Origin of the sequence: Enterococcus ratti (assembly GCF_001886195.1) — a bacterium.
GTDB classification, from domain to species: domain Bacteria; phylum Bacillota; class Bacilli; order Lactobacillales; family Enterococcaceae; genus Enterococcus_B; species Enterococcus_B ratti.
Genome location: NZ_JXLB01000018.1, coordinates 1 through 24,235, shown reverse-complemented (window position 1 = coordinate 24,235; position 24,235 = coordinate 1). Strand labels below are relative to the sequence as shown.

Annotated in this window: 24 protein-coding genes; 22 read left to right on the top strand and 2 right to left on the bottom strand. The window is 36.4% G+C overall.

What is annotated here, in order from left to right; all coding sequences use genetic code 11:
* The 5 genes from RV14_RS09040 to recN all read left to right on the top strand — a co-directional run bounded on the left by RV14_RS09040 (position 1) and on the right by recN (position 4,190).
* A complete protein-coding gene (locus RV14_RS09040; protein WP_071855959.1) occupies positions 1 to 225 on the top strand; it encodes an exodeoxyribonuclease VII small subunit in 225 nt (74 codons plus the stop codon).
* Positions 225 to 1,109: a polyprenyl synthetase family protein gene (locus RV14_RS09035; RefSeq protein ID WP_071855942.1), complete on the top strand. Its 885-nt coding sequence runs from the start codon at positions 225 to 227 to the stop codon at positions 1,107 to 1,109. Before RV14_RS09040 ends, RV14_RS09035 begins: the two co-directional genes overlap by 1 nt.
* 16 nt (positions 1,110 to 1,125) lie before the next feature.
* On the top strand, positions 1,126 to 1,947 hold the full coding sequence (locus RV14_RS09030) for a TlyA family RNA methyltransferase (RefSeq protein ID WP_071855941.1): 822 nt from the start codon (positions 1,126 to 1,128) through the stop codon (positions 1,945 to 1,947).
* Between the two features lie 90 nt (positions 1,948 to 2,037).
* Positions 2,038 to 2,487 (top strand): arginine repressor, encoded by a 450-nt coding sequence (locus RV14_RS09025; protein WP_071855940.1) that lies wholly within the window; start codon positions 2,038 to 2,040, stop codon positions 2,485 to 2,487.
* Between the two features lie 17 nt (positions 2,488 to 2,504).
* Positions 2,505 to 4,190, top strand: coding sequence for a DNA repair protein RecN (gene recN, locus RV14_RS09020; RefSeq protein ID WP_071855939.1), 1,686 nt, complete (start codon positions 2,505 to 2,507; stop codon positions 4,188 to 4,190).
* A 191-nt stretch (positions 4,191 to 4,381) separates the two neighbouring features.
* Here the strand turns inward: recN and RV14_RS09015 are convergent, their stop codons facing one another.
* Both RV14_RS09015 and RV14_RS09010 read right to left on the bottom strand, forming a co-directional pair.
* On the bottom strand, positions 4,382 to 4,498 hold the full coding sequence (locus tag RV14_RS09015; protein ID WP_071855938.1) for a DUF4044 domain-containing protein: 117 nt from the start codon (positions 4,496 to 4,498) through the stop codon (positions 4,382 to 4,384).
* A gap of 70 nt (positions 4,499 to 4,568) precedes the next feature.
* Complete coding sequence (locus RV14_RS09010) at positions 4,569 to 5,525, bottom strand: magnesium transporter CorA family protein (RefSeq protein ID WP_071855937.1); 957 nt, start codon at positions 5,523 to 5,525, stop codon at positions 4,569 to 4,571.
* 227 nt (positions 5,526 to 5,752) lie between these two features.
* Between RV14_RS09010 and RV14_RS09005 the strand changes: the two genes are divergently transcribed.
* The 17 genes from RV14_RS09005 (at position 5,753) to ileS (ending at position 23,889) form a co-directional block, all read left to right on the top strand.
* Positions 5,753 to 6,121: a DUF3397 domain-containing protein gene (locus tag RV14_RS09005; RefSeq protein ID WP_071855936.1), complete on the top strand. Its 369-nt coding sequence runs from the start codon at positions 5,753 to 5,755 to the stop codon at positions 6,119 to 6,121.
* 171 nt (positions 6,122 to 6,292) lie between these two features.
* The gene (mraZ, locus tag RV14_RS09000) at positions 6,293 to 6,724 is read left to right on the top strand and encodes a division/cell wall cluster transcriptional repressor MraZ (protein ID WP_071855935.1); all 432 of its coding nucleotides are present in this window, start codon (positions 6,293 to 6,295) and stop codon (positions 6,722 to 6,724) included.
* 19 nt (positions 6,725 to 6,743) lie between these two features.
* Positions 6,744 to 7,703 (top strand): 16S rRNA (cytosine(1402)-N(4))-methyltransferase RsmH, encoded by a 960-nt coding sequence (gene rsmH / locus RV14_RS08995; RefSeq protein WP_084650352.1) that lies wholly within the window; start codon positions 6,744 to 6,746, stop codon positions 7,701 to 7,703.
* Between the two features lie 4 nt (positions 7,704 to 7,707).
* On the top strand, positions 7,708 to 8,103 hold the full coding sequence (ftsL, locus tag RV14_RS08990; RefSeq protein ID WP_071855933.1) for a cell division protein FtsL: 396 nt from the start codon (positions 7,708 to 7,710) through the stop codon (positions 8,101 to 8,103).
* The gene (locus RV14_RS08985) at positions 8,104 to 10,296 is read left to right on the top strand and encodes a penicillin-binding transpeptidase domain-containing protein (RefSeq protein WP_071855932.1); all 2,193 of its coding nucleotides are present in this window, start codon (positions 8,104 to 8,106) and stop codon (positions 10,294 to 10,296) included.
* Between the two features lie 24 nt (positions 10,297 to 10,320).
* A complete protein-coding gene (mraY, locus tag RV14_RS08980) occupies positions 10,321 to 11,283 on the top strand; it encodes a phospho-N-acetylmuramoyl-pentapeptide-transferase (protein WP_071855931.1) in 963 nt (320 codons plus the stop codon).
* 13 nt (positions 11,284 to 11,296) lie between these two features.
* A complete protein-coding gene (murD, locus tag RV14_RS08975; protein WP_071855930.1) occupies positions 11,297 to 12,658 on the top strand; it encodes a UDP-N-acetylmuramoyl-L-alanine--D-glutamate ligase in 1,362 nt (453 codons plus the stop codon).
* A gap of 25 nt (positions 12,659 to 12,683) precedes the next feature.
* Positions 12,684 to 13,769, top strand: a complete 1,086-nt coding sequence (gene murG, locus RV14_RS08970) for an undecaprenyldiphospho-muramoylpentapeptide beta-N-acetylglucosaminyltransferase (RefSeq protein WP_071855929.1) — start codon at positions 12,684 to 12,686, stop codon at positions 13,767 to 13,769.
* 15 nt (positions 13,770 to 13,784) lie between these two features.
* The gene (locus RV14_RS08965) at positions 13,785 to 14,987 is read left to right on the top strand and encodes a cell division protein FtsQ/DivIB (RefSeq protein WP_071855928.1); all 1,203 of its coding nucleotides are present in this window, start codon (positions 13,785 to 13,787) and stop codon (positions 14,985 to 14,987) included.
* A gap of 153 nt (positions 14,988 to 15,140) precedes the next feature.
* Positions 15,141 to 16,469: a cell division protein FtsA gene (gene ftsA / locus RV14_RS08960; RefSeq protein ID WP_071855927.1), complete on the top strand. Its 1,329-nt coding sequence runs from the start codon at positions 15,141 to 15,143 to the stop codon at positions 16,467 to 16,469.
* 23 nt (positions 16,470 to 16,492) lie between these two features.
* On the top strand, positions 16,493 to 17,734 hold the full coding sequence (gene ftsZ, locus RV14_RS08955) for a cell division protein FtsZ (protein WP_071855926.1): 1,242 nt from the start codon (positions 16,493 to 16,495) through the stop codon (positions 17,732 to 17,734).
* A gap of 16 nt (positions 17,735 to 17,750) precedes the next feature.
* On the top strand, positions 17,751 to 18,437 hold the full coding sequence (locus RV14_RS08950) for a YggS family pyridoxal phosphate-dependent enzyme (RefSeq protein WP_071855925.1): 687 nt from the start codon (positions 17,751 to 17,753) through the stop codon (positions 18,435 to 18,437).
* A complete protein-coding gene (locus tag RV14_RS08945) occupies positions 18,437 to 19,000 on the top strand; it encodes a cell division protein SepF (RefSeq protein WP_071855924.1) in 564 nt (187 codons plus the stop codon). Before RV14_RS08950 ends, RV14_RS08945 begins: the two co-directional genes overlap by 1 nt.
* Before the next feature lie 29 nt (positions 19,001 to 19,029).
* Positions 19,030 to 19,299: a YggT family protein gene (locus RV14_RS08940; RefSeq protein ID WP_071855923.1), complete on the top strand. Its 270-nt coding sequence runs from the start codon at positions 19,030 to 19,032 to the stop codon at positions 19,297 to 19,299.
* Positions 19,300 to 19,332: 33 nt separating this feature from the next.
* Complete coding sequence (locus tag RV14_RS08935) at positions 19,333 to 20,115, top strand: YlmH family RNA-binding protein (RefSeq protein ID WP_071855922.1); 783 nt, start codon at positions 19,333 to 19,335, stop codon at positions 20,113 to 20,115.
* Between the two features lie 20 nt (positions 20,116 to 20,135).
* Positions 20,136 to 20,840 (top strand): DivIVA domain-containing protein, encoded by a 705-nt coding sequence (locus RV14_RS08930; protein WP_071855921.1) that lies wholly within the window; start codon positions 20,136 to 20,138, stop codon positions 20,838 to 20,840.
* Between the two features lie 256 nt (positions 20,841 to 21,096).
* Positions 21,097 to 23,889: an isoleucine--tRNA ligase gene (gene ileS, locus RV14_RS08925; protein ID WP_071855920.1), complete on the top strand. Its 2,793-nt coding sequence runs from the start codon at positions 21,097 to 21,099 to the stop codon at positions 23,887 to 23,889.
* Positions 23,890 to 24,235 lie beyond the last annotated feature (346 nt).

The following is a 24,235-nucleotide window of genomic DNA, read 5'->3' as shown; positions in this document are numbered from 1 at the left end:
ATGGAAAATCCAACATTTGAAGAGTCTTTACAAGAATTGGAAAAAATTGTTAGTCAGTTGGAACAAGGAGATGTTCCTTTAGAATCCGCATTAGATGCATTTAAACATGGCATGGAATTAAGTAAACATTGCCAAGAGACGTTGACGAAAGCAGAAGAGACGTTGACGAAAATGATGTCAGAAGCAAATGAAGAAATTGCTTTTGAAAGAAATGAGGAAGCCTAATGAAAATGACTGATTTTTCAATGATTCATCTGCCGGCTGTCGAAAAAGAGATTGTTTCTTTTTTAAGTGAATATACCTCTGATGAGAGTTTAAAAGAAAGCATGATTTATTCAATTCATGCTGGAGGAAAGAGGATACGTCCGCTACTTATACTAAGTACAGTCACAGCTTTTAATGAAAAAATTGATCGAACGACCTATCAAGTTGCTGCAGCTCTTGAAATGGTTCATACTTACTCGCTTATTCATGATGATCTTCCAGCGATGGATAATGATGATTTGCGCCGAGGGAAACCTACGAACCACAAAGTGTATGGAGAAGCGCTAGCAATTCTAGCAGGAGATGGATTATTAACAAGTGCATTTCAGCTACTCAGTATGACTCGTTTAGACGATTCCCCTAAACTTTTGTTACTTCAACAACTAGCAATTAATGCAGGAACTCAAGGCATGGTGGCAGGTCAAGCAGCTGATGTCAAAGGAGAAACCCAGCAATTGTCTTTGGAAGAACTAAAATTTATACACGAAAGGAAAACAGGTCGATTAATGCATTATGCGCTATTAGCAGGTGGAATTTTAGCTAATCAACCGGAAGAAGTTTTAACCTATTTACAAAAGATAGCCAATCACTTAGGTTTGGCTTTTCAAATTCGCGATGATTTATTTGATATTGTGAGTACGACAGAGACCTTAGGCAAAACAGTTGGCAAAGATGCGAAAATGGGTAAAGCGACTTATCCACAATTAATCGGACTGAAAGAAACAAAAATGGCACTTAAACATGAAATTGCTGCGGCAAATACCGTGATTGATCAATTAGAAAAAACAGTCTGCTCATTTGATGGAGAGTTGCTTCGTCAGGTAATTCAACAATTCGGTGCATAGAGAAATGAGGAAAAAAATGGAAAAAGAACGTGTAGACGTTTTAGCAGTCAAACAAGGTTTGTTTGAAACAAGAGAACAAGCGAAACGTTCAGTCATGGCTGGTCTGATCTATAATGAAAAAAATGAACGTTTTGATAAACCCGGAGAAAAAATCCCTATAACGAGTAAATTACAAATTAAAGGAAAAAAATTCCCTTACGTTTCTCGAGGGGGATTGAAACTTGAGAAAGCGTTAAAAGTATTTAATTTATCAGTAGCAGACAAGGTATTGCTAGATATTGGAGCCTCAACCGGTGGCTTTACTGATGCAGCGTTACAAAACGGTGCAAAAATGAGTTATGCTTTAGATGTTGGCTACAATCAATTAGCTTGGAAAATTAGGCAAGACAAACGAGTGATCGTAATGGAAAGAATGAACTTCCGTTATGCAAAACCTGAAGATTTTCAGTATGGACAGCCGGAAATTGCTGTCATTGATGTTTCATTTATCTCTTTACGGTTGATGTTTGTTCCACTGCATGAAATTTTAGCAGATGGCGGCGAAGTAATTGCTTTAATTAAGCCACAATTTGAAGCGGGAAAAGAGGCAGTTGGAAAAAATGGAATTGTTCGTGATAAGCACACGCATGTCCAAGTCATTAAAGAAATTTTGAATTTTGTAGTAATACACGGCTACGATGTTTTAGATTTAAGTTACTCACCTATTACTGGTGGGGAAGGCAATATTGAATTTTTAGTACATTTAAAAAAAGTAGCGAATCAAGGAACAATATCTGCTAGTATTGATTCAGAAACGATTGTAAAGCAAGCCCATAAACAATTTAATCCCAACGAGTAAATTAGCCGATAAAGAAGGCAGCGGGTTCTTCTTTATTAAGCATTTGAAATACGCTATCATATAAAGAACACGCAAAGGAGCGAAACACGTATGAGAAAAAAAGACCGTCATCGTTTGATTACCCGGCTATTAAACGAAAATGATATAAGAAAACAAGAAGAATTTGTTGAGCTATTAAAAAATAAAGGAATATCTGTGACGCAGGCAACGATTTCAAGAGATATTAAAGAACTTAAACTGATCAAAGTTCCTGCAACAACCGGAGGATATCGGTACAGCCTTCCTGTAGAAACCAGTGAAGATGTTAGTGCAAAGTTAGAAAAATTATTAAAAGATGCATTTGTTTCTGTCGATCAAATGGAAAAATTCGTTATTTTAAAAACTTTACCGGGAAATGCTTCAGCAGCAGCTAATTTAATTGACAAACGCTACAAAAAAGAATTGTTTTCAATTATCAATGATGATGATAATGTATTAATGATCACGCGTACGCAAGAAGATGCAATGACATTAAAGATGGATTTCCTACATTACCTTTGAGTGAAGGAGTGATTGCAGTGCTACAAGAAATAAGTATTACTAATTTTGCGATTATTCCTCAATTGCATTTGTCTTTTCATGCAGGAATGACGGCACTCACAGGAGAGACTGGGGCAGGAAAATCAATTATTATTGATGCGCTTGGACTCTTAGCGGGGGGACGAGGCTCCAGTGATTACATTCGTCAAGGAGCCGATAAATGTGTGTTAGAAGGCTTGTTTGAATGGCCAAGTCAGGAAAGCTTTTTTGAATTGATGGAAGAATTAGGAATTGAATCGGATGAAGACAATTTGATCGTTCGTCGTGACATGTCTTTAACTGGGAAAAATGTTTGTCGTGTGAACGGGCATATCGTAACATTAGCAAATCTTAGAAAAATAGGTAGCTATTTAGTTGATATTCAAGGACAAAATGAACATCAAGAACTTTTACAAGCTGAATCGCATCTTTTGTTGCTTGACCGTTTTGGGGATGCCGATTTTCAAAAAGCAAAAAAAGTTTATCAAAAAACTTACGCAAGCTATCGTGAAATAGAAAGAAAAGTACGAAAAGTCCAGCAAAATGAAAAATCGTTTGTGCAACGAATCGACATGCTTCATTTTCAACAAGAAGAAATTGCTGCTGCAGCTTTACAAATTGGAGAAGAAGAGCGGTTAAGTGAAGAACGTGAGAAATTGAGCAACTATCAAAAAATCGTTGACAGCTTAGCTAACAGTTACAGTGCGCTAAGTAACGGAGAACCAAGCAGTATAGATCATATTGGTTTAGCTGTTTCTGAATTACAAAGTATTGCTCATTTAGATAGTGAGTATGAAGCGATTTTTGAAAATATACAAAGTGCCTATTATTTATTGCAAGATGCAATCGGTGACATGAGCCGTCAAATTGATTTGCTAGAGTTAGATGAAAATCGATTAGAGGAAGTCAATCAACGGCTTGAATTAATTCGTCAATTAAAACGTAAGTACGGTGAATCTATTCAAGCCATCGTTGAATATCATGAAGCAATCACTAAAGAGTTAGATTCTTCCGACTTTTCAGAAGGGCAACTTGAAAAAATGAAAAATGAATTGGCTGAGCAAAATGCGTTACTTCAACAACAAGCGTCAAACTTGCATGAAAAACGTCAAAAAATAGCGGCCGAATTAGAAAAATCAATCTTAAGTGAATTAAAAAGTCTATATATGGAAAACACCGAATTTGAAGTACGATTTTCTAGTGAACCATCTGAATATTTCGATGCAAATGGGTTCGACCAAGTGGAATTTTACATAACCACAAATCCCGGTGAACCTTTAAAACCTTTAGTAAAAGTCGCTTCTGGCGGTGAACTGTCACGCGTCTTACTTGCGCTAAAAACAATTTTTTCTTCAGAACAAGGAGTGACTAGCATTATTTTTGATGAGGTCGATACGGGTGTAAGTGGACGAGTGGCCCAAGCTATTGCAGATAAAATTTCGCAAATTTCCATCTGCTCTCAAGTATTATGCATTACACATCTTCCACAAGTCGCCGCCGTTGCAGACTATCAATATTATATTCACAAAGAAGTCATTGATGGACGAACGCAAACTTCTGTAACTGAACTAAGGCCGACCCAGAGAGAATCTGAAATTGCTCGAATGCTAGCAGGCAGTGAAATTACACCGTTAACCATTGAACATGCAAGAGAGTTGTTACGCTTGGCAAGAAATCATGAGTAGATAGTTTAAATAATTTATTCTTATTTCTATGAAGCAGCTTCTTATTTTTGCAATCGTTTATTAAACGTGTTTCAAAAATTATTTTTTGTATAAATAAAGCCGAATCACCTGAAAATAGCTTTTCTTATTTTCTGGAAGATTCGGCTTATTATATTTTTGCAGAACTTATCACAATTTTGCTAATATCATTGTTACATGACACTCATGATAGCAGTTAAAACGACTGAACCAACTGTAAGAATCAACATCATCCAAACAACGAATTTAGTAATTTTTGAAAAAGTACTTGTTTGTTTATTATCACGCATAATTTTTACCTCAAAATTTTTTAGTTATCTTCAGTTTACCTCCTTTTACTTTTATTCACAAGAGGTACGGTTATAAAAACTTCCCCTTTTTTAAATAATAAGCCGTCGCAATACTAATAAAAATCATTAGTATCATCAGCCATAAAAAAGCATCATTTCTTTCTGCAATAGGCAGTTTGATGTTCATTCCATAGAGACTCCCGATAATTGTAGGAATGGTTAAGATGATTGTTAAAGAAGTTAAAATTTTCATAATATTATTGAGGTTGTTGGAAATAATAGCTGAAAAAGTTTGATTCATTTGTTCTACGAGTTTTAATTGAATGCGAGCTGTGGTTCGGGATTGCTCCGTTTCAATGATGACGTCATGAAGGTGATTTTTTAGTGCATGGTTTTCTTGAATGGTTTTATTCTTTACTAAAGTTTGTAAAGTCGCTAAGTTGGCAGTGGTTGCTTCTTTGAAAAAAACTAAGCTTTTTTGAATATCCATGATTTGATATAACTGACTATTTTCTGTAGAAACGCGCAATTGTTTTTCTAAGACATCACATTGCGATTGTAAGGTTTTTAGATAAGTATTGTATGAAAAAGTAATCTGCCAAAGTAACTGCATAAAGATATTTAAATTGATCGGCAAATCATTTTCGGCAAAAGTTTGACCGAATACTTTTTTTAAAAAAAGTGGTTCATGATTCGTAATTGTGATAAGCTTTTTTTTAGGTGTGACGATAATTGAAAAAGGATACGTATCTACTTGAAAATAACCGCTAGGACTCGTTTTCGGGAAAGGATATTGTAATAATAATAACGCAGGTTTGGTTAAAGTTGTCTGATTAAATTCTTCTTGTCTTGAATTTTCTGCATCATCTAAGATAGAAGTGATGTAATCAGACGGAATTTGAAATTGATGGGTCATTTTTTGAATCTCTTTTTCATTTGGCTGTTCTACGCAATACCAAATTGTGTCATCTGTTTCTTTTTGAGTGTTAATGAGTTTTCGATCTTTGACAGAAAAATACTTGATCATCCTTAAACCTCCTAAACTTTTATCTCTTTTATTATAACGAATATCCGATTAGAAGACAGTAAAAGGGTTTGTGTTAGTTGTTCAAAAGTAAGAAACAATGGATGAGTGAAAGAAGCTGTACCCAAAACATAAATAGCAGAAAATTTTATAAATTTAAAATAAATGAAATAGTTGTGTAAAATATGTAAGATATACTTAAAGCAACTATAAAAAGGAGTTTTTGTCAGATGGGCACTTTTACCCCGCTTGTTTTATTTTGGTATATTTTTCCAGCAATTGTACTATTTGGCTGCAATTTTTTAGTTAAATTATTTTCACTAGACCGTCGATTTAAAATCAAAGCACCTGATCTTGCAGTTCCCTTTTTATGGGGAGGAATGCATGCTTTGACACGAAGTGCTACGAAGCTTTCTTTTCTGCCTTTTTTTATGATTTCTATTTTATTGATGGCCATTTGTATTGCCGTTTTTCAAGCTTATTACTATGATGAAATTGTTTATTCTCGTTATTTAAAAATGACGTGGCGGTTAGCTTTTCTGTTAACTAGTGCTTGTTATCTTGTACTGATTGTTTTAAATTTCCTCTCTTATCTTTGATAAAAAGCCAATCAAGCTGTAAAAAAACTTTAAAAAGTCTTTTTACAGCTTGATTCTTAAAAAATTTTTTATTAATGAAAAAGTTATTCTCTGATTTTCCATAAAAGGTGGTAGAAAGTGGGGGATTGTGGTAGACTAACTTTAGTTAGTGGAGGAACGGAGGTAATTTGAATGTTCATGGGCGAGTATCGACATACAATTGATGCAAAAGGTCGCATGATCGTACCTTCTAAACTTCGTGAAGAATTAGGCGAGCGGTTTGTTGTAACTCGAGGATTAGATGGTTGTCTTTTTGGCTATCCTAAGAGTGAATGGACAAATCTGGAAACGAAACTAAACGACATGCCTTTAGCTAAAAAAGATGCTCGAACTTTTGTGCGTTTTTTTTACTCGGCAGCCACTGAATGTGAATTAGATAGACAAGGACGAATCAACCTTCCCAGCACATTAAGAAATTATGCTGCTTTGACGAAAGAGTGTGTGGTGATCGGTGTCTCAAATCGCATCGAAATTTGGGATGAGGCACGTTGGCAAGAATTTTCTGAGCAAGCAGCGGAAAGCTTTGATGAAATTGCTGAAAATATGATTGATTTTGGACTATAAGGATAGGAAGAGGCTGACTATGACTGAAACATTTCAACACTATACAGTCATGTTGAAAGAGACGGTAGATGGATTGAACATCAAACCGGATGGCGTTTATGTGGACTGTACACTCGGCGGTGCCGGACATAGCGAATATTTATTGAGCCAGTTAAGTTTGAATGGGCATCTTTATGCTTTTGATCAAGATCAACAAGCAATCGATCACGCAAAAATACGGTTAGCTCCGTACATTGAAAAAGGTATGGTTACGTTTATTAAAGCCAATTTTCGAGAGCTAGAAAAAAAGTTAAAAAAATATGTCGTTCAAGTAGATGGTATTTTATATGATTTAGGTGTTTCTTCTCCACAATTGGATGAAGCTGCAAGGGGATTTAGTTATCATCAAGATGCGCCTTTAGATATGCGTATGGATCAATCATCATCTTTATCGGCTTATCAGGTAATCAATGAATATACTTACAACGAATTAGTAAAAATTTTCTTTCGTTATGGTGAAGAAAAATTTTCAAAGCAAATTGCTCGAGAGATCGAACGAGTTCGAAAAATTCATCCCATCAAAACAACGGGAGAATTGGTGACAGTCATTAAAGATGCGATTCCTGCTCCTGCTAGAAGAAAGGGCGGACATCCTGCTAAACGCATTTTTCAAGCAGTGCGCATTGCTGTAAATGATGAATTAGGAGCAGAAGAAGCTTCATTAGAGCAAGCGATTCGTCTTTTAAAAATGAATGGAAGAATTAGTGTGATTACCTTTCATTCGTTGGAAGATCGTATTGTAAAAAATACGTTTAAAGAATATAGTACGGTTCAAGATTTACCGCCGGGGCTTCCTGTTATTCCAGAAGAATTTCAACCGGAATTAAAAGTGATTAATAAAAAACCGATTCTCCCATCTGAAAAAGAACTATCTGAAAATAATCGATCCCGCAGTGCAAAGTTGCGAATAGCTGAAAAAATAAGAGTGAAAGAGGAGTAGAGTAATGGCAGAATTAAAAAAAATACAAGAATATCCCTATGATTTACCCGAAATGGTTGATCAGTCGCAACAACAATTGCCAGATTCAGATCAAAAAACTATTCTTTCTTCGTCATCGGCTTCGCACTTAAAGCATATTTCTAATTTAGAAAAATTGGCTGTAGTGAGTATTATTCTTTCGGTTATTGCGTTATGCGTGCTAACAGTCATGTTGCGTACGAATATCAGTGGAGTGGAAAAAGCAATTACAACGATTCAAGCAGAGATCACTGAGAAAAATCAAGAAAAAACAAGTTTAGTACAAGAAAAAAATGAATTGTCTCGTACTGATCGAATTAAAAAAATCGCAGAAGAAAAAGGGTTATCAATCAATGATGACAATTTAAGGAAAGTGAAGTAAATGAGTCTTAAAAATAAATTCCGGCGGTTTATGGAAAAGAAAAATCTAAATCCGATGAACAATCGCAAAAAAGTAGGTATTATTTTATTTGCTACGAGTATTGGATTGTTCTTTTTATTTGCCGTTCGTTTTTCTTATATCGTAATTGGCGGTCACGTTGCAGGTACCTCTTTAGCAGAAAAAACAGAGCAGCTTTACAAAGGTAGTGAAGTAGTAAAAGCAAAGCGCGGCACTATTTATGATCGTAACGGAGTTGCCTTGGCAGAAGATGCGACGTCTTATTCAATTAAAGCAATTCTTTCAAAAACATATACTTCTGGTAATAAGAAATTATACGCGGAAGAAAAAAACTTTAATAAGATCGCAGAAATTTTAAATAAGAATCTTTCTATTGATAAAAGTGAAGCATTGAAGATTTTAGAAAACGGTGCAAAGAAAAAGTTGTATCAAGTAGAATTTGGCAGTTATGGAAAAAATATTAGTCAGGAAACCAAACAAACGATTGAAGCAGAGATGAAACAAGCTGGTATCGTAGGGCTGTATTTTGAAAATCATCCAGATCGTATGTATCCTAATGGCGTATTTTCTTCTCATTTTATTGGCTATGCTGTTCCAGATAAAGATGAAAAAGGATTGGTAGGTAAATTGGGATTAGAAGCAGCTTATAATGATATATTAAGTGGAAAAAATGGTAAAATCGTTTATCAAAAAGACAACTACCAAAATCCTCTGCCGGGTACGGTAGCAGAAGAAATTAAAGCAGTAGATGGACAGGATGTTTATACGACTTTAGATAGTCGCTTGCAAAGTTATTTAGAGACTTTAATGGATCAAGTCAATAAAGAATACGAACCAGAAGAGTTGACGGCAGTTTTAATGAAAGCAAAAACGGGTGAAATTTTAGCGATGGGACAACGTCCTACATTTAACCCAGAAACTATGGAAGGTTTGACTGGTAAAGATGCAGTGTGGCGTAATTTCTTGATTCAAGATAGTTATGAACCGGGGTCTACAATGAAAGTATTTACGACAGCTGCAGCCATTGAAGAAGGAAAATTTAATGAAAATGAAACCTATCAATCAGGAAAAATAAAAGTTGCTGATGCGACGATTAATGACCATGATTATGGAAAAAAAGGCATACTTACGATGCGACAAGCTCTTTCATGGTCAAGTAATGTCGGAATGGTTATGCTTGAACAGCGAATGGGAGGAGTTTGGTATAACTATCTTCAAAAACTTGGATTTGGGCAAAGTACACACTCTGGTTTAGATGATGAAGTAACTGGAGGTTTGCCAACGGAAAATATCGTTGACCGGGCCATGAGTGCGTATGGACAAGCAATAGGTGTAACAAACTTTCAAATGATGAAAGCTTTTACTTCTGTTGCCAACAATGGAACGATGATCCAGCCTCGTTATATAAGTAAGATTGTCGATCCTGTGACTGGCAAAGTACGTACGACACAAACAGAAGTACTGGGGCATCCATTTTCAAAAGAAACGACTGAAAAAGTACGTGAATACATGAGGGACGTCGTTGAAAGTGAAAACTATGGGAGTGCTTACGGCGTTTACAGTGTACCTGGTTACAATGTCTCGGCAAAGACGGGTACTGCACAGATTGCTTCTGATAAAGGGGGCTATCAAATAGGTGATACGGCTTATTTGTACTCAATTGTAGAAATGGTTCCATCAGAAAATCCAGACTATGTTTTATACCTTACAATGAAACATCCAAAAACGTATGATCGGATGGCCTTGGCAAAAATAGCTAATCCGTTGATGAAACGTGCAATGGATTTTAAAGAAAGTGAAGAAGAGCATGAAATACAAGCAAATACAGAGAAAGTTACGGTAGCTGATTACCGCAATTTAAATGTTAATGTTGCTGCGGCAGATGCTCAAAAAAGTGGGCTGCAACCGGTTGTTATCGGAGACGGCAAAAAAGTTGAAAAGCAATCTACAGTAAATGGTGATCAATTGATTGCTGGTGAAAAACTCATTTTATATACGGGTGGCGAAAAATTAATGCCTGATGTCACGGGCTGGTCTAAAGCAGATATCATGAAATTAGGGAAAATTTTAGACATTGAAGTTATTTTCCACGGGAATGGGTACTGTAAAGAACAAAGTTTAGCACCGTATAAAAAAATTACCGAGAGTAAATTAAGTTTTACATTAGAAGAATAAGAAAGAATTAGGAGAGAAAAGAGCATGGAGTGGACACAAGCATTACTTCCTATTGTTAGCAGTTGTGCAATGACTATTGCAGCAATGCCACTATTTATTGGGTATTTTCAAATGAAAAAACATGGGCAGGCGATTCGTGAAGAAGGTCCGCAATGGCATAATGTGAAAGCAGGGACACCTACAATGGGAGGATTGGTGTTTTTAGTTGCCACAATAGTGACGGGAATTTGGGTTGGCGCTTGGCAACATCAATTAACGCCTACTCTTTTCATCTTATTGTTTGTTCTAGCTTTATATGGTGCGATTGGTTTTTTAGACGACTTTATTAAAATTTTTAAAAAGCGCAATATGGGATTAAATTCTAAGCAGAAATTGATCGGACAAATTGTTGGTGGGATTATTTTTTATGTAGTTTATCGTTGGGAAGGATATCCAGGTACGTTGAATTTTTTTGGAATTGAGTTTCCTCTTGGCCTGATTTATGGCGGATTTGTTCTTTTTTGGTTGGTTGGTTTTTCAAATGCTGTAAATTTAACAGATGGTATTGATGGCTTGGTAGCAGGCTTGGGGAGTATTTCTTTTGCAGCATATGGGATTATTGCTTGGCATCAAAAACAGTATGATGTATTAATTGTCTGTTTGAGTGTACTTGGTGGTTTGCTGGGATTTTTTGTTTACAATCGCAAACCAGCTAAAATTTTTATGGGAGATGTTGGCTCTCTTGCGCTAGGTGGATTATTGGCGGCTATTTCTATCATGTTAAATCAGGAATGGACTTTATTATTGATTGGTTTGATTTATGTGATGGAAACTGCCAGTGTTATGTTGCAAGTGACTTCTTTTAAATTAACAGGAAAACGTATCTTTAAAATGTCTCCGATCCATCACCATTTTGAAATGTGTGGCTGGTCGGAATGGAAGATTGACATTGTTTTTTGGTTCGTAAGTAGTGTGATGGCTTTAATAACATTATGGTTCATTTGGTAGGAGATGACAGAAAATGAAAAAAATTTCAACATATGTAAATAAAAAAGTTCTTGTTCTTGGATTAGCAAAGAGTGGATTTAGTGCGGCCAAATTATTACATGAATTGGGCGCACTTGTCACTGTTAATGACGGCAAACCTTTTGACGAAAACTCAGAAGCACAAGAATTGTTGTCATTAGGAATCAAAGTGATTGCTGGCAGTCATCCGATTGAACTACTAGATGAAGACTTTTCTTTGATAGTTAAGAATCCGGGAATTTCTTACAGTCATCCTTTTGTCTTAAAAGCACAAGAACTGGATATTCCGGTAATTACGGAAGTGGAACTAGCTTACGAGGTAGCGGAATGTCCAATTATTGGGATTACTGGAACAAATGGAAAAACAACGACTACAACGATGACGGGTTTGTTATTAAATGCCGGACAATTACCCGGAACAGCACGATTAGCTGGAAATATTGGTTATCCAGCTAGTACGGTAGCCCAAGAAGCGAAAATGGACGATACAATTGTTATGGAACTGTCAAGTTTTCAATTAATGGGAATTACGGATTTTCATCCTCACATCGCAGCCATAACCAATATTTATGAAGCACATCTGGACTACCATAAAACAAGAAAAGAATATATTAAAGCCAAATGGCGTTTACAACAAAACATGACTAAGGTGGATTACTTAATCTTAAACTGGAATCAAGAAAAATTGAGAGAATTAAGTAAAAAGACCAAAGCAACCGTTTTACCGTTTGCAAATCAACAGAAATTAACTGTAGGTACGTATTCATTAGCCGACGGTATTTTTTATAATCAAGAAAAAATTATGGACATTGCAGAATTAGGTGTACCCGGTTCACATAATGTTGAGAATGCTTTAGTGGCTATTTCAGTTGCAAAACTTTATGGTGTTTCTAATGAAGTGATCAAAAAAACGTTGCAGCTTTTTCATGGCGTACCTCACCGAACACAGTACGTCGGTGAAGTTCAAGGACGAAAATTTTATAATGATTCAAAAGCCACAAACATTCTAGCAACAAAAATGGCTTTAAGTGGTTTTTCTTTAGAAAAATTAGTTTTGATTGCGGGTGGTCTTGATCGTGGCAATTCATTTGATGAACTCATTCCTTCTTTAAGAGGAATTAAAGCCTTAATTGTTTTTGGCGAGACAAAGACAAAATTACGAGAAGCAGGAAAGAAAGCAGGTATTTCTGTTATTAAGGTAGTTGAAAATGCCGAATCAGCTGTACCGATTGCATTGGACTTAAGTAACAAAGGAGATTCAATCTTATTGTCGCCTGCTAACGCTAGCTGGGATCAATATCCTAATTTTGAAGTTAGAGGCGAACGTTTTATGGACGCTGTAAATAAACGAAAATAGAAAAAGTAGAAACGAGCGAGAACAAATGAAAATTTTGGTTACAGGCGGCGGAACTGGCGGACACATCTATCCGGCATTAGCCTTTGTGAATTATGTGAAAAAAAAAGAACTGAATCCTGATTTTATGTATGTCGGGGCGAAAAGAGGGCTAGAAAATAAGATTATTCCTGAGACGGGAATTCCATTTCGTACGTTAGAAATCCAAGGATTTCAGCGAAAGCTTTCTTTATATAATATTAAGACTATTCACCTCTTTTTGAAAAGTATTTATGAAGCCAAAAAAATCTTAAAAAATTTTCAACCAGATGTGGTGATCGGAACTGGCGGCTATGTTTCTGGTGCTGTGGTATATGCAGCTTCCAAATTGGCAATTCCTACGATTATTCATGAACAAAACAGTGTGCCCGGAGTCACTAATAAATTTTTAAGTCGTTACGTTGATCGTGTGGCTCTTTCATTCAAAGATGCTGCCCCATTTTTTCCAAAAGAAAAATCAGTTTTAATTGGAAATCCACGTGCACAAGAAGTAGCAAATATGAATCGCTCACGAATTTTAGAAAATTTTGGGCTTGATCCGGAGAAAAAAACAGTTTTGATTTTTGGAGGAAGTCAAGGAGCACTGAAAATAAATCAAGCAGTTACTGAGCTTCTAACGGCTGTTGGACATCCTGCATATCAAATTCTTTATGCGTCAGGTGAACGGTACTATCAGGCAATTAAAGAAAAAGTAACATCTGCTGCTAATATAAGTATCCAACCTTATATCAGTAATATGGCAGAGGTCATGGCTTCATGTGATTTGTTGATCTCAAGAGCAGGAGCTACTTCTATTGCAGAATTGACGGCTTTAGGTTTACCATCTATCTTAATTCCAAGTCCTTATGTGACGAATGATCATCAAACAAAAAATGCATTGAGTTTAGTTAATGCAAAGGCTGCAAAAATGATTAAAGATGATGAATTAGATGGTAAAACGTTAAAACTTGCAATTGAAGAAATTATGTCAGACGACGCATTGCAAAAACAAATGTCTATTGCGGCTAAAAAGCAGGGAATTATAGATGCCTCTGACCGAATGTACCAATTGGTAGGAACATTAATTCAAAAGTAAAGGTGGGCTGTCTTTGTGGGTAAGAAAAAAAAGCCGAATAATCTTTCAAAACAAACTGCAAATAAAAAATCTCTCACACCTTGGCAAAAAGCCAACCAGAAATATTTAGCAGAGCATGGAAAAGAAGGTGGCAAAAATGAAAATGTTGATCAAAAAGAAGCCTTCCTTCATCCTATTGACCAAATAGAACAGACGGATGATAAAATAAAAGTCTCTAACCCCCCTGAAAAAGAAGTAACTAAACCATTTGAAAAAATTAAACAGTTCAAAACAGGGAGTCCATACAATGGTTCTTTTTTAAATCGACTTCCTAATCTAAAAAATCAAAGAAATAAAGTTTTATATCGCAGACTTGTTTTCATTATCACGATTTTGAGCATACCGTTAATTTTTTTGATTTATTATGTTTCTCCTTACAGTCGATTGCAGAAAATAAGTATTTTGGGAAATGAGGCAATTCCCAGTCAAACAGTAATCAAAGATACACATTTGTTGATTGGTGGAAATGTTTGGAAACAATATTGGCATAAGAATCAATACATCGAAACGTTGAAAAAGAAACAACCTAGAATTGAAACAGCCCAACTTAATTTTAAGTCCATTAATACATTTCAGTTAAATATCAAGGAGTATAAAGAAATTGCTTTAGTAATGAAAAATGATCAATACTTTCCTGTACTTGAAAATGGAAAAGTATTAGACGAAAAGGCCGACAATCCAACAAAGAATTTGCCAATTTTGGAAAACTTTACGGATTATAATAAAATAAATTCTTTGATAAAAGAATACAGTAAACTATCTTCAGAACTGCAAAAGGCAATTTCAGAGATTAAATATACGCCAAAAGATAATAATAAGAATTTAATTCAATTAAATATGAATGATGGAAATCGTGTGATTGTCAATATTCAAAATTTAGCAAGTCAGATGAACTATTACTCACAAGTTGCAAAAGAGATGACTGAAAAAGGAGTCATTGATATGGAAGTAGGGATTTTTTCTTATCCTTACACTGATAGCAATGAAAAAAGCAAACAAACGATTCAAACGAGTGCTGCAAACAATCAATCAGAACAACAAGAAGTTTCAAGAAATCAAACAGATAACTTATCTGATTCTTCTACGTCAAATGAGGAAGACCAAGTAAATAATTCAAGCGAATCAAGTCAAAAAGAAGATCAATCAAGTTCATCCACTTCTGTTTTAACTGGAAATTAATAAAACAGCTTTAAAAAGTGAGAATCTACTTTCTAAAAACCGGTAATTTATGGTAAAATTGAAGGCAGTGAATATATCTATTTAAGTATATTTAAAAACGGACGTTAGTTGTTCGCTTGTATATGGAATAGTAAGTAGGAGGGAATCCCATTCATGGCAAAAACAGGAATGTACGTAGGCCTTGATATTGGAACGACATCTGTAAAAGTTGTCGTGGCTGAATATATCGACAGCCAAATGAATATTATTGGAGTAGGAAATGCAAAATCAGAAGGGATTAACCGCGGCATTATCGTTGATATCGATAAAACGGTTCAAGCGATACAACGAGCAGTACGACAAGCCGAAGAAAAAGCTGGCATACAGATCAGGGGTGTAAGCGTTGGGCTGCCGGCAAATATGCTTGAAGTAGAAAATTGCCAAGGAATGATTGCAGTAAATGGTGATTCAAAAGAAATTACCGATGAAGATGTCAGAAATGTAGCTTCAGCTGCCCTTGTTCGTTCGATTCCTCCTGAACGTCAAATCGTATCAATCTTGCCACAAGACTTTACCGTTGATGGATTCGAAGGGATCAAAGATCCTCGCGGAATGATCGGTGTCAGATTAGAAATGTATGGTTTGTTGTTTACTGGACCAAAGACTATCGTTCATAACATCCGTAAATGTGTAGAAAATGCTGGGTTGATTGTCAATGAGTTAGTGATTACATCTTTAGCATTAACAGAAACAATCCTTTCAGATGGAGAAAAAGATTTTGGAACCATCGTGCTAGACATGGGTGGCGGGCAAACGACAACGGCAGTCATGCATGACAAACAATTGAAATTTACTAGCCTTGATCAAGAAGGCGGCGAGTTTGTCACAAAAGATATCTCGATCGTGTTAAATACTTCTTTTAATAATGCAGAAGCATTAAAAATCAATTATGGCGATGCTTATCCAGAACGAACTTCTGAAAATGAAGAATTTCCAGTAGATGTGATTGGTCAATCAGAACCAGTAAAAGTTGACGAACGTTATTTATCAGAAGTTATCTCTGCTCGCATGGAACAGATTTTCAATAAAGCAAAGGATGCGTTAGATCAAATTGACGCATTGGAATTACCTGGCGGTGTCGTACTTACAGGTGGAGCTGCCAGTCTTCCGGGTGTAGTAGACTTAGCACAAGAAATTTTTGGTGTGAACGTAAAATTATATGTGCCTAACCAAATGGGGCTTCGCAATCCAGTATTTACAAACGTCATCAGTATCGTTGATTATTCTGCAAACTTGAGTGAAGTATATCAATTAGCGAAAATTGCTGTGACTGGCGAAACACTGATTGCACATCAAGCAGTAGTAGAAAAAGAGGTAACTTCCTACGATAATGGAAGTTATGAAGTTCCAGAAGAAACAGTCTACGATGAACCTGAACAAAAAAAATCAGGTGAAAATGTAACAAATAAAATCAAGGGTTTCTTTACAAATATTTTTGATTAATTCATCCTGGGAGGAATAAAAAAATGGAATTTTCAATTGATAATAATATCAATGATGGTGCAGTGATTAAAGTCATCGGTGTCGGCGGTGGCGGCGGAAATGCTGTAAACCGTATGATTGAAGAAAATGTAAAAGGCGTAGAGTTTATTACAGCGAATACAGATGTCCAAGCGTTGAAAAATTCAAAAGCAGAAACGGTTATTCAATTAGGGCCTAAGTATACACGCGGTTTGGGGGCAGGTTCTCAACCAGAAGTTGGCCAAAAAGCAGCAGAAGAAAGCGAACAAGCTTTAAGGGAAGCGTTAGATGGTGCCGATATGATTTTCATTACTGCCGGAATGGGCGGCGGTACGGGGACAGGAGCAGCTCCAATCGTAGCAGGAATAGCGAAAGAATTGGGTGCTTTGACAGTCGGTGTTGTTACTCGTCCATTTACGTTTGAAGGACCAAAACGTGGAAGATTCGCTGCGGAAGGTATTGCACGTTTGAAAGAAAATGTGGATACATTATTGATTATTTCCAATAATCGCTTGTTGGAAGTAGTGGATAAAAAGACGCCAATGTTAGAAGCATTCCGTGAAGCGGATAATGTATTGCGCCAAGGGGTGCAAGGAATTTCTGATTTGATTACAGCACCGGGGTATGTAAACCTTGACTTTGCTGATGTGAAGACCGTTATGGAAAATCAAGGAACTGCTCTAATGGGAATTGGTGTAGCAAGTGGTGAAGAACGCGTGATCGAAGCAACGAAGAAAGCTATTTCTTCTCCGCTTCTTGAAACATCAATAGATGGTGCTGAACAAGTATTGCTTAATATCACTGGTGGGCTAGATATGACCTTGTTTGAAGCACAAGATGCTTCAGATATTGTTGCCAATGCTGCGACAGGTGATGTAAATATTATTTTAGGTACATCCATCAACGAAGAAATGGGCGATGAAATCCGTGTGACGGTTATCGCAACAGGTATCGACGAATCAAAAAAGGAACGAAAGTCTAGTCGTCAGGCTAGACAAACAAACATGCAATCGGCTACTCAAAAAACAGTGTTGGATATGGATCAAGCAAGACCAATTTCTGCGGATGAAGAAAGCAGTTTTGGTGATTGGGACATTAGACGTGAACAAAATATTCGTCCTAGAGTGGACGAATCAAGCTTTGATGCCATTGAAAAAAGAGAATTTGATACATTCAATCGTGAAGAAACAAAAGCAAAAGATGACGATGAATTAAGTACACCGCCATTTTTCCGTCGCAAAAAATAAAGGAGAGGAAGAGCACATGATTGCTGACAACTTGCTAAAAATCCAGCAAGACATTCAGGACTCGTGTGCTCTTGTTCATCGTAATCCGAAAGAAGTTACTTTAGTTGCTGTGACTAAATCAGTTGATTCTGCTACGACAGAAAAATTGATTGAATGTGGCATAAAAAATTGTGCAGAAAATCGCGTAGACAAATTGTTGCAAAAAAAGCAAGATTTACTTAAATATCCCGATGTAAAGTGGCATTTAATTGGTAATTTACAACGTAGAAAGGTAAAATTGATTGTAAATGAAATTGATTGTTTTCACGCATTAGATAGTTTAAAATTAGCAGAAGAAATACAAAAAAGAGTAGAAAAGCCTCTTGCTTGTTTTATTGAAGTCAATGTTTCTGGCGAAGAATCGAAGCACGGAATTTCACCAGAAGAACTTTTATCGTTTGTTGAATCTTTAGCTGCTTTATCTAAAATAAAGGTTGTTGGTTTAATGACAATGGCACCTAAAGATGCTTCTGTTAAACAAATTCGTAAAGTATTTAGAACGTTAAAAGAGTTACGTGATCTTGTTCAAACAAAAGAGTTTACTTATGCGCCGTGTACGGAATTAAGCATGGGCATGAGTCAAGATTTTCAACTTGCCGTTGAAGAAGGAGCCACATTTATACGTGTAGGAACAGCACTATTCAAAGATGAGGAGGAACAGTAATGCTACTTTTAAATAGAGGAGCGATTGCTAATTTTTTCGGATTAGCTGATGAAGAAGAGTACGAAGAATATCCTGAAACATCAAAGACGGCTGTTCAACAGCCTACTAAAAAGAAAACCACACAGATCCGAACGAATCAGGAACAGCCACGCAAACAACAGATAATGCGTTCGACTGCTCAAGAGGTACCGGTTAATGAAACGAAAAAAGTCATTGAACTACGTCAATCACCGATTAAAAAGGATAGAAAAGAAGAAACATCACACTCTTCTTTTACACCAAAAATAGCGGGGAAAATCACGGTTATGGAACCACGTGCTTATTCTGAAGCAATGCCGATTGCTAAACGAATTATTGCAGGAGAAGCAGCATTGGTTAATTTCCATTTAGTGGAAGAAAAGCAAGCGAGAAGAATTGTTGATTTTTTAACTGGAACTGTTTATGCTTTAGATGGTGACATTCAGCGAGTAGGCGATGAGATATTCCTATGTACGCCTACAGGAATGGAAATTGACAGTTCAACAGCGCAAACTTTTGCAGATACGAACATGTTTGACTTATAGGAGGAGGAACAACCATTTATATTATTTTTATGCTATTGAACTTGCTTGGACGAGCAGCGTACCTTTACAGTCTTTTGCTAATGGTCTATGCACTTTTATCTTGGTTTCCGGGCGGCTATCAATCAGGACTTGGTCGTTTTTTAGCAAAAATCTGTGAACCGTATATTCAATTATTTGAACGTCTTCCACTGCGTTTTGGAGGAATTGATTTTACTATTTTAGCTTCTATTCTAATTTTGAATTTAGCAGTGCAAGGTCTTCAACACGTTGTTGTATGGTTGCTTATGGCAATTTATTAAAACGATTAAAAGTAGAGAAGAGGAGGGGGAAAAATGGATGCAAATGTTTATCAGCATTTTCGTGCAGATGAACGTTCTTTCATCGATTCGGTAGGAGATTGGATTGAGCAGGTACAAAGTCAATACGTACCTTATCTGACAGATTTTCTTGATCCAAGGCAATCTTATATATTAGAAACGTTAATACGCCAAGATAGTGAATTACGTTTTTCATTTTACGGTGGTTATGAACAAGCAGAACGAAAACGATGCTTGATTTTTCCTGCCTACTATGAACCTACAGATGAAGACTTTGAAACCTCGTTGTATGAGATCCATTATCCAAAGAAGTTTGCACGTTTGGGCCATGGGAAAATTTTAGGTACATTAATCGGGACGGGTATCAAGCGTTCTTACTTTGGCGATATTATTTCTGATGGCGAACGGTGGCAAGTGTTTATTGCAAAAGAAGTCGAGCAATTTGTTGCAGCACAAGTGACAAGAATAGGCAAAGTTGCTGTACGGTTGGAAGCAGTCAAATATACAGAACTGATTTTGCCAAAAGATGAGTGGGCACAAGAAAGAGGAACCGTGACTTCGTTGAGACTAGACAGTGTGATTTCTGAGATTTATAATATTTCCAGACAACGTTCTAAGCAATTGATCGAAGTAGGAAAAGTAAAGGTAAATTGGACAGAAAATACGCACCCTGATTTTTTGCTTGAGTTATTAGATATTGTTTCGATCAGAGGCTTTGGTCGAATTCAGATTCAAGAACTTGAAGGAAAGACCAAAAAAGAAAAGTACAGGGTATTATTTGGTGTATTACGTAAATAAAACAAAAAGGTGGTTTACACATGGCTTTAACTCCATTAGATATCCAAAATAAAACATTCCCAACGAAAATGCGGGGATACAATCAAGATGAAGTAGATGATTTCTTAGATTTAGTCGTTCGTGATTACGAAGAACTCACACAAAGAAACCGTGAACTTGAAAAAGCAGTGAAGCATTCTGAAGAAAAACTAGAATATTTCAATGAATTAAAAGATGCTTTGAACCAATCCATTATTGTGGCGCAAGATACAGCCGACAAAGTGAAAACGAGTGCCAGCAAAGAATCCGAGGTCATTGTCACTTCTGCCCAAAATAAAGCGGACGAATTGGTAGCAAACGCTGAAAAACGTGCGCATCAATTAACAACCGATGCAGAAGAAAAAGCAAGAAAAATTTTAACCGATGCAACGGAAAAAGCAAAACAATTAGCGATTGAAACAGAAGACTTAAAGAAAAAAACGCGTGTCTTCCATCAAAGAATTAGCTTGATGTTAGAATCACAATTGGAACAAGTAAAAAGTCCAGAATGGGATGAAATTTTACAACCATTCTCAAGCTATGTGTCGGACAGTCATGAAGTAATCAAAGAAGTTTTATCAAAACAACTTGACAACGAAAATCAACCTGATGTAAACTCAGACACAGGAATTATAGAAACACCAATAACAGCTTTTGATACACAAGCGATTGATATTTCAATTATACCTAGTGAAGACGAAGAGTAGAACAGAAAAGCATTTTGACAAACTTTTCAGCGAGCCGATGAGAGTGAAAGTTCGGTAAGACACTGCAAAATGAAAGATCCTCTACTAAAATTTGCTTCTGAACGTTTAGTAAGAAGCGACGGTTAACCTCGTTATGGGTTTTTAAGAGTTACGTTATGTAACTAAATTTTGGGTGGTACCGCGGCATGTTCGTCCCTTAGATGAACATGCTTTTTTGTGTTTTCAAAAATGAAGAAAAAAGGAGTAGAATTAGTTGATGAAAATGAAAGATACTTTACAGCTTGGTAAAACAAAGTTCCCTATGCGTGGAAATTTACCTAACCGTGAACCCAATTGGCAAAAAGAATGGGAAGAAAATAAAATCTACCAAAAAAGGCAAAAATTAAATGAAGGAAAGCCGACCTTCATCCTTCATGATGGACCACCTTATGCTAACGGGAACATTCACTTAGGCCATTCATTAAACAAAATTAGTAAAGATATCATTATTCGCTCAAAATCAATGTCAGGTTTTCGTGCTCCTTATGTACCCGGTTGGGATACACATGGATTACCGATTGAACAAGTGTTAGCAAATAAAGGTCTTAAGCGTAAAGAAATGTCTATGTCAGAATATTTGGAAAAGTGTCGTGAATACGCACTCTCCCAAGTGGACAAACAGCGGGAAGATTTTAAGCGGTTAGGTGTGGCTGGTGATTGGGATCATCCTTATGTTACTTTAGATCCTTCTTATGAGGCAGCACAAATTCGTGTCTTTGGTAAAATGGCTGAAAAAGGGTATATTTACAAAGGATTAAAACCAATTTATTGGTCGCCGTCTAGTGAATCTTCCTTGGCCGAAGCAGAAATTGAATATAAAGATGTGAAATCTCCTTCTATTTTTGTTGCTTTTCATGTGAAAGATGGAAAAGGCATCTTAGATGAGGATGCTGCATTTGTGATTTGGACGACAACACCATGGACATTGCCAGCAAATCAAGGAATAGCGGTTAACCCTCACTATACTTATGTAGTGGTGCAAGCAGATGGACGCAAATTCGTAGTTGCTAAAGATTTATTAGAAAAAGTTCAAACGGAAATTGGTTGGACGGACGTCCAAATTTTAAAAGAGATTGTTGGTCAAGAAATGGAGTATATGACGGCTCGTCATCCATTTTATGACCGCGAATCTTTAGTCATTCTAGGCGATCATGTGACTTTAGATGCCGGAACGGGTTTAGTTCATACAGCTCCGGGGCATGGGGAGGATGACTATATTGCTGGTAACAAATACAAATTACCGGTCGTTTCTCCAGTTGATTCTAAAGGGATATATACAGAAGAAGCTCCCGGTTTTGAAGGCATCTTTTATGATAAAGCCAATCCAATGATTACTGAATTATTAAAAGAAAAAGAGGCGCTGTTAAAATTAGATTTCTTTACGCATAGTTACCCGCATGACTGGCGTACAAAAAAACCGGTGATTTATCGCGCCACTCCTCAATGGTTTGCGTCAATTGATGCTTTTCGTCAGACTATTTTAGAAGAAGTTGAAAAAGTAGATTGGATTATTCCATGGGGAAAAACGCGTCTTTATAATATGATTCGTGACAGAGGAGACTGGGTGATTTCACGTCAGCGTGCATGGGGTGTCCCATTACCGATCTTTTATGCGGAAAACGGTGAAGCCATCATTACACCCGAAACGATTGAACACGTGGCTAATTTGTTTGCTAAACATGGATCAATTATTTGGTTTGAAAAAGAAGCAAAAGACCTTCTGCCAGCTGGATTTACGCATCCGGGTTCACCAAACGGCCAATTTACAAAAGAAACTGACATTATGGACGTTTGGTTTGATTCAGGCTCTTCTCATGAAGCCGTCTTACGTCAGCGACCAGAGTTGTCTTTTCCAGCCGATATGTATCTTGAAGGATCGGATCAATATCGTGGTTGGTTCAACTCAAGCATTACAACAAGCGTGGCCATCAACGGTGTAGCTCCATATAAATCTGTTCTTTCTCAAGGATTTACTTTAGACGGAGAAGGACGTAAGATGAGTAAATCCTTAGGAAATACGATTTTACCCGATAAAGTAATCAAACAATTTGGGGCGGATATTTTACGTTTATGGGTAGCAAGTGTTGATTATGAAGCAGACGTACGTGTTTCCATGGATATCTTAAGTCAAGTAGCAGAAGTATATCGCAAAATCAGAAATACGATGCGTTTCTTACTTGCGAACACAGATGATTTTGATCCAAGAAAAGATATGATTTCATTTGAAGCATTGCGTTCAGTAGATAAATACATGACGATTCGTTTAAACCAAGTAATCAAAGAAATTCGGAAAGAAGGGTACAATAAATATAATTTCATGCACATCTATCGCACAGTCATGAATTTCTTAACGGTTGATTTATCAGCATTTTATCTTGATTTTGCAAAAGACGTCGTTTATATTGAAGCAGAAAACGATTATCAGCGTCGTTGCATGCAAACAGTGTTCTATCAAGCTGCTGTTGCTTTAACTAAATTATTAACACCAATTATTCCACATACAGCAGAAGAAATTTGGTCTTTCTTAAAAGAAGACGAAGAACATGTTCAATTAAGCGAATTTCCGGGTTACCAAGAATATCCAAACCAAGAAGAATTGATGGATACTTGGACAGCTTTCATGGATTTCCGTGATAAAGTATTAAAAGCTTTGGAAGAAGCGAGAAACAATAAATTAATCGGTAAATCTTTAGAAGCAAAGTTAACAGTTTACCCTAATCAGCAAGTACGTGAATTATTAACGGCTGTAGATGCGGACATTCCTCAATTATTGATTATTTCACCTGATTATTATGAAGTAATGTCGAAACGAGCAGAGATTCCAGAAGCTGCAATAAAATTTGATGATGTAGCGATCTTAGTAGAAAAAGCCGATGGTAAAACCTGTGATCGTTGCCGTCAGATTCGAAAAGATGTTGGTACCGATGAACAATTACCACATTTGTGCGGGCGTTGTGCGCACATCGTTAAAAAAGAACACCCAGAAGCTGTAACAGAGGGATTTGAATAAAAAAGTAAAAGCAGCAGTTTTACCGATTTCAACCGGCGAAACTGCTGCTTTTTTGATTTTCAAGCCAGACTCTATTTGTAAAAAAGTTAGAGAAATTTGCATTTTTCAGTTGTCAATTTCAAGAGATACTTAAAACATGTGCTTAAAAAACGGCTGTAATTCGCAACGACTGCTAGCTCCATTGTCTTAATTAACTTAGCTTTTAAGATTGAATGCTTCCCTATCTTTATTAACATAATATGAAGGTTCTGTAAATTCATTTTTAAAAATAAATTTTTTAGGAGTGAAAGTATAAAAGAAGCATCAATCATTGGTAAAATGATACGTCGAAAACTCTATTTCTTTG

Coding starts and splice junctions, on each gene's coding strand:
- RV14_RS09035 (WP_071855942.1), top strand. CDS start 225: ATGAAAATGACTGATTTTTCAATGATTCATCTGCCGGCTGTCGAAAAA.
- mraY (WP_071855931.1), top strand. CDS start 10,321: ATGGAGTGGACACAAGCATTACTTCCTATTGTTAGCAGTTGTGCAATG.
- mraZ (WP_071855935.1), top strand. CDS start 6,293: ATGTTCATGGGCGAGTATCGACATACAATTGATGCAAAAGGTCGCATG.
- ftsA (WP_071855927.1), top strand. CDS start 15,141: ATGGCAAAAACAGGAATGTACGTAGGCCTTGATATTGGAACGACATCT.
- ileS (WP_071855920.1), top strand. CDS start 21,097: ATGAAAATGAAAGATACTTTACAGCTTGGTAAAACAAAGTTCCCTATG.
- RV14_RS09030 (WP_071855941.1), top strand. CDS start 1,126: ATGGAAAAAGAACGTGTAGACGTTTTAGCAGTCAAACAAGGTTTGTTT.
- RV14_RS08940 (WP_071855923.1), top strand. CDS start 19,030: ATGCTATTGAACTTGCTTGGACGAGCAGCGTACCTTTACAGTCTTTTG.
- RV14_RS09005 (WP_071855936.1), top strand. CDS start 5,753: ATGGGCACTTTTACCCCGCTTGTTTTATTTTGGTATATTTTTCCAGCA.
- RV14_RS08930 (WP_071855921.1), top strand. CDS start 20,136: ATGGCTTTAACTCCATTAGATATCCAAAATAAAACATTCCCAACGAAA.
- rsmH (WP_084650352.1), top strand. CDS start 6,744: ATGACTGAAACATTTCAACACTATACAGTCATGTTGAAAGAGACGGTA.
- RV14_RS08945 (WP_071855924.1), top strand. CDS start 18,437: ATGCTACTTTTAAATAGAGGAGCGATTGCTAATTTTTTCGGATTAGCT.
- RV14_RS08985 (WP_071855932.1), top strand. CDS start 8,104: ATGAGTCTTAAAAATAAATTCCGGCGGTTTATGGAAAAGAAAAATCTA.
- RV14_RS09010 (WP_071855937.1), bottom strand. CDS start 5,525: ATGATCAAGTATTTTTCTGTCAAAGATCGAAAACTCATTAACACTCAA.
- ftsZ (WP_071855926.1), top strand. CDS start 16,493: ATGGAATTTTCAATTGATAATAATATCAATGATGGTGCAGTGATTAAA.
- murD (WP_071855930.1), top strand. CDS start 11,297: ATGAAAAAAATTTCAACATATGTAAATAAAAAAGTTCTTGTTCTTGGA.
- RV14_RS09015 (WP_071855938.1), bottom strand. CDS start 4,498: ATGCGTGATAATAAACAAACAAGTACTTTTTCAAAAATTACTAAATTC.
- murG (WP_071855929.1), top strand. CDS start 12,684: ATGAAAATTTTGGTTACAGGCGGCGGAACTGGCGGACACATCTATCCG.
- ftsL (WP_071855933.1), top strand. CDS start 7,708: ATGGCAGAATTAAAAAAAATACAAGAATATCCCTATGATTTACCCGAA.
- RV14_RS08935 (WP_071855922.1), top strand. CDS start 19,333: ATGGATGCAAATGTTTATCAGCATTTTCGTGCAGATGAACGTTCTTTC.
- RV14_RS08950 (WP_071855925.1), top strand. CDS start 17,751: ATGATTGCTGACAACTTGCTAAAAATCCAGCAAGACATTCAGGACTCG.
- RV14_RS09025 (WP_071855940.1), top strand. CDS start 2,038: ATGAGAAAAAAAGACCGTCATCGTTTGATTACCCGGCTATTAAACGAA.
- RV14_RS09040 (WP_071855959.1), top strand. CDS start 1: ATGGAAAATCCAACATTTGAAGAGTCTTTACAAGAATTGGAAAAAATT.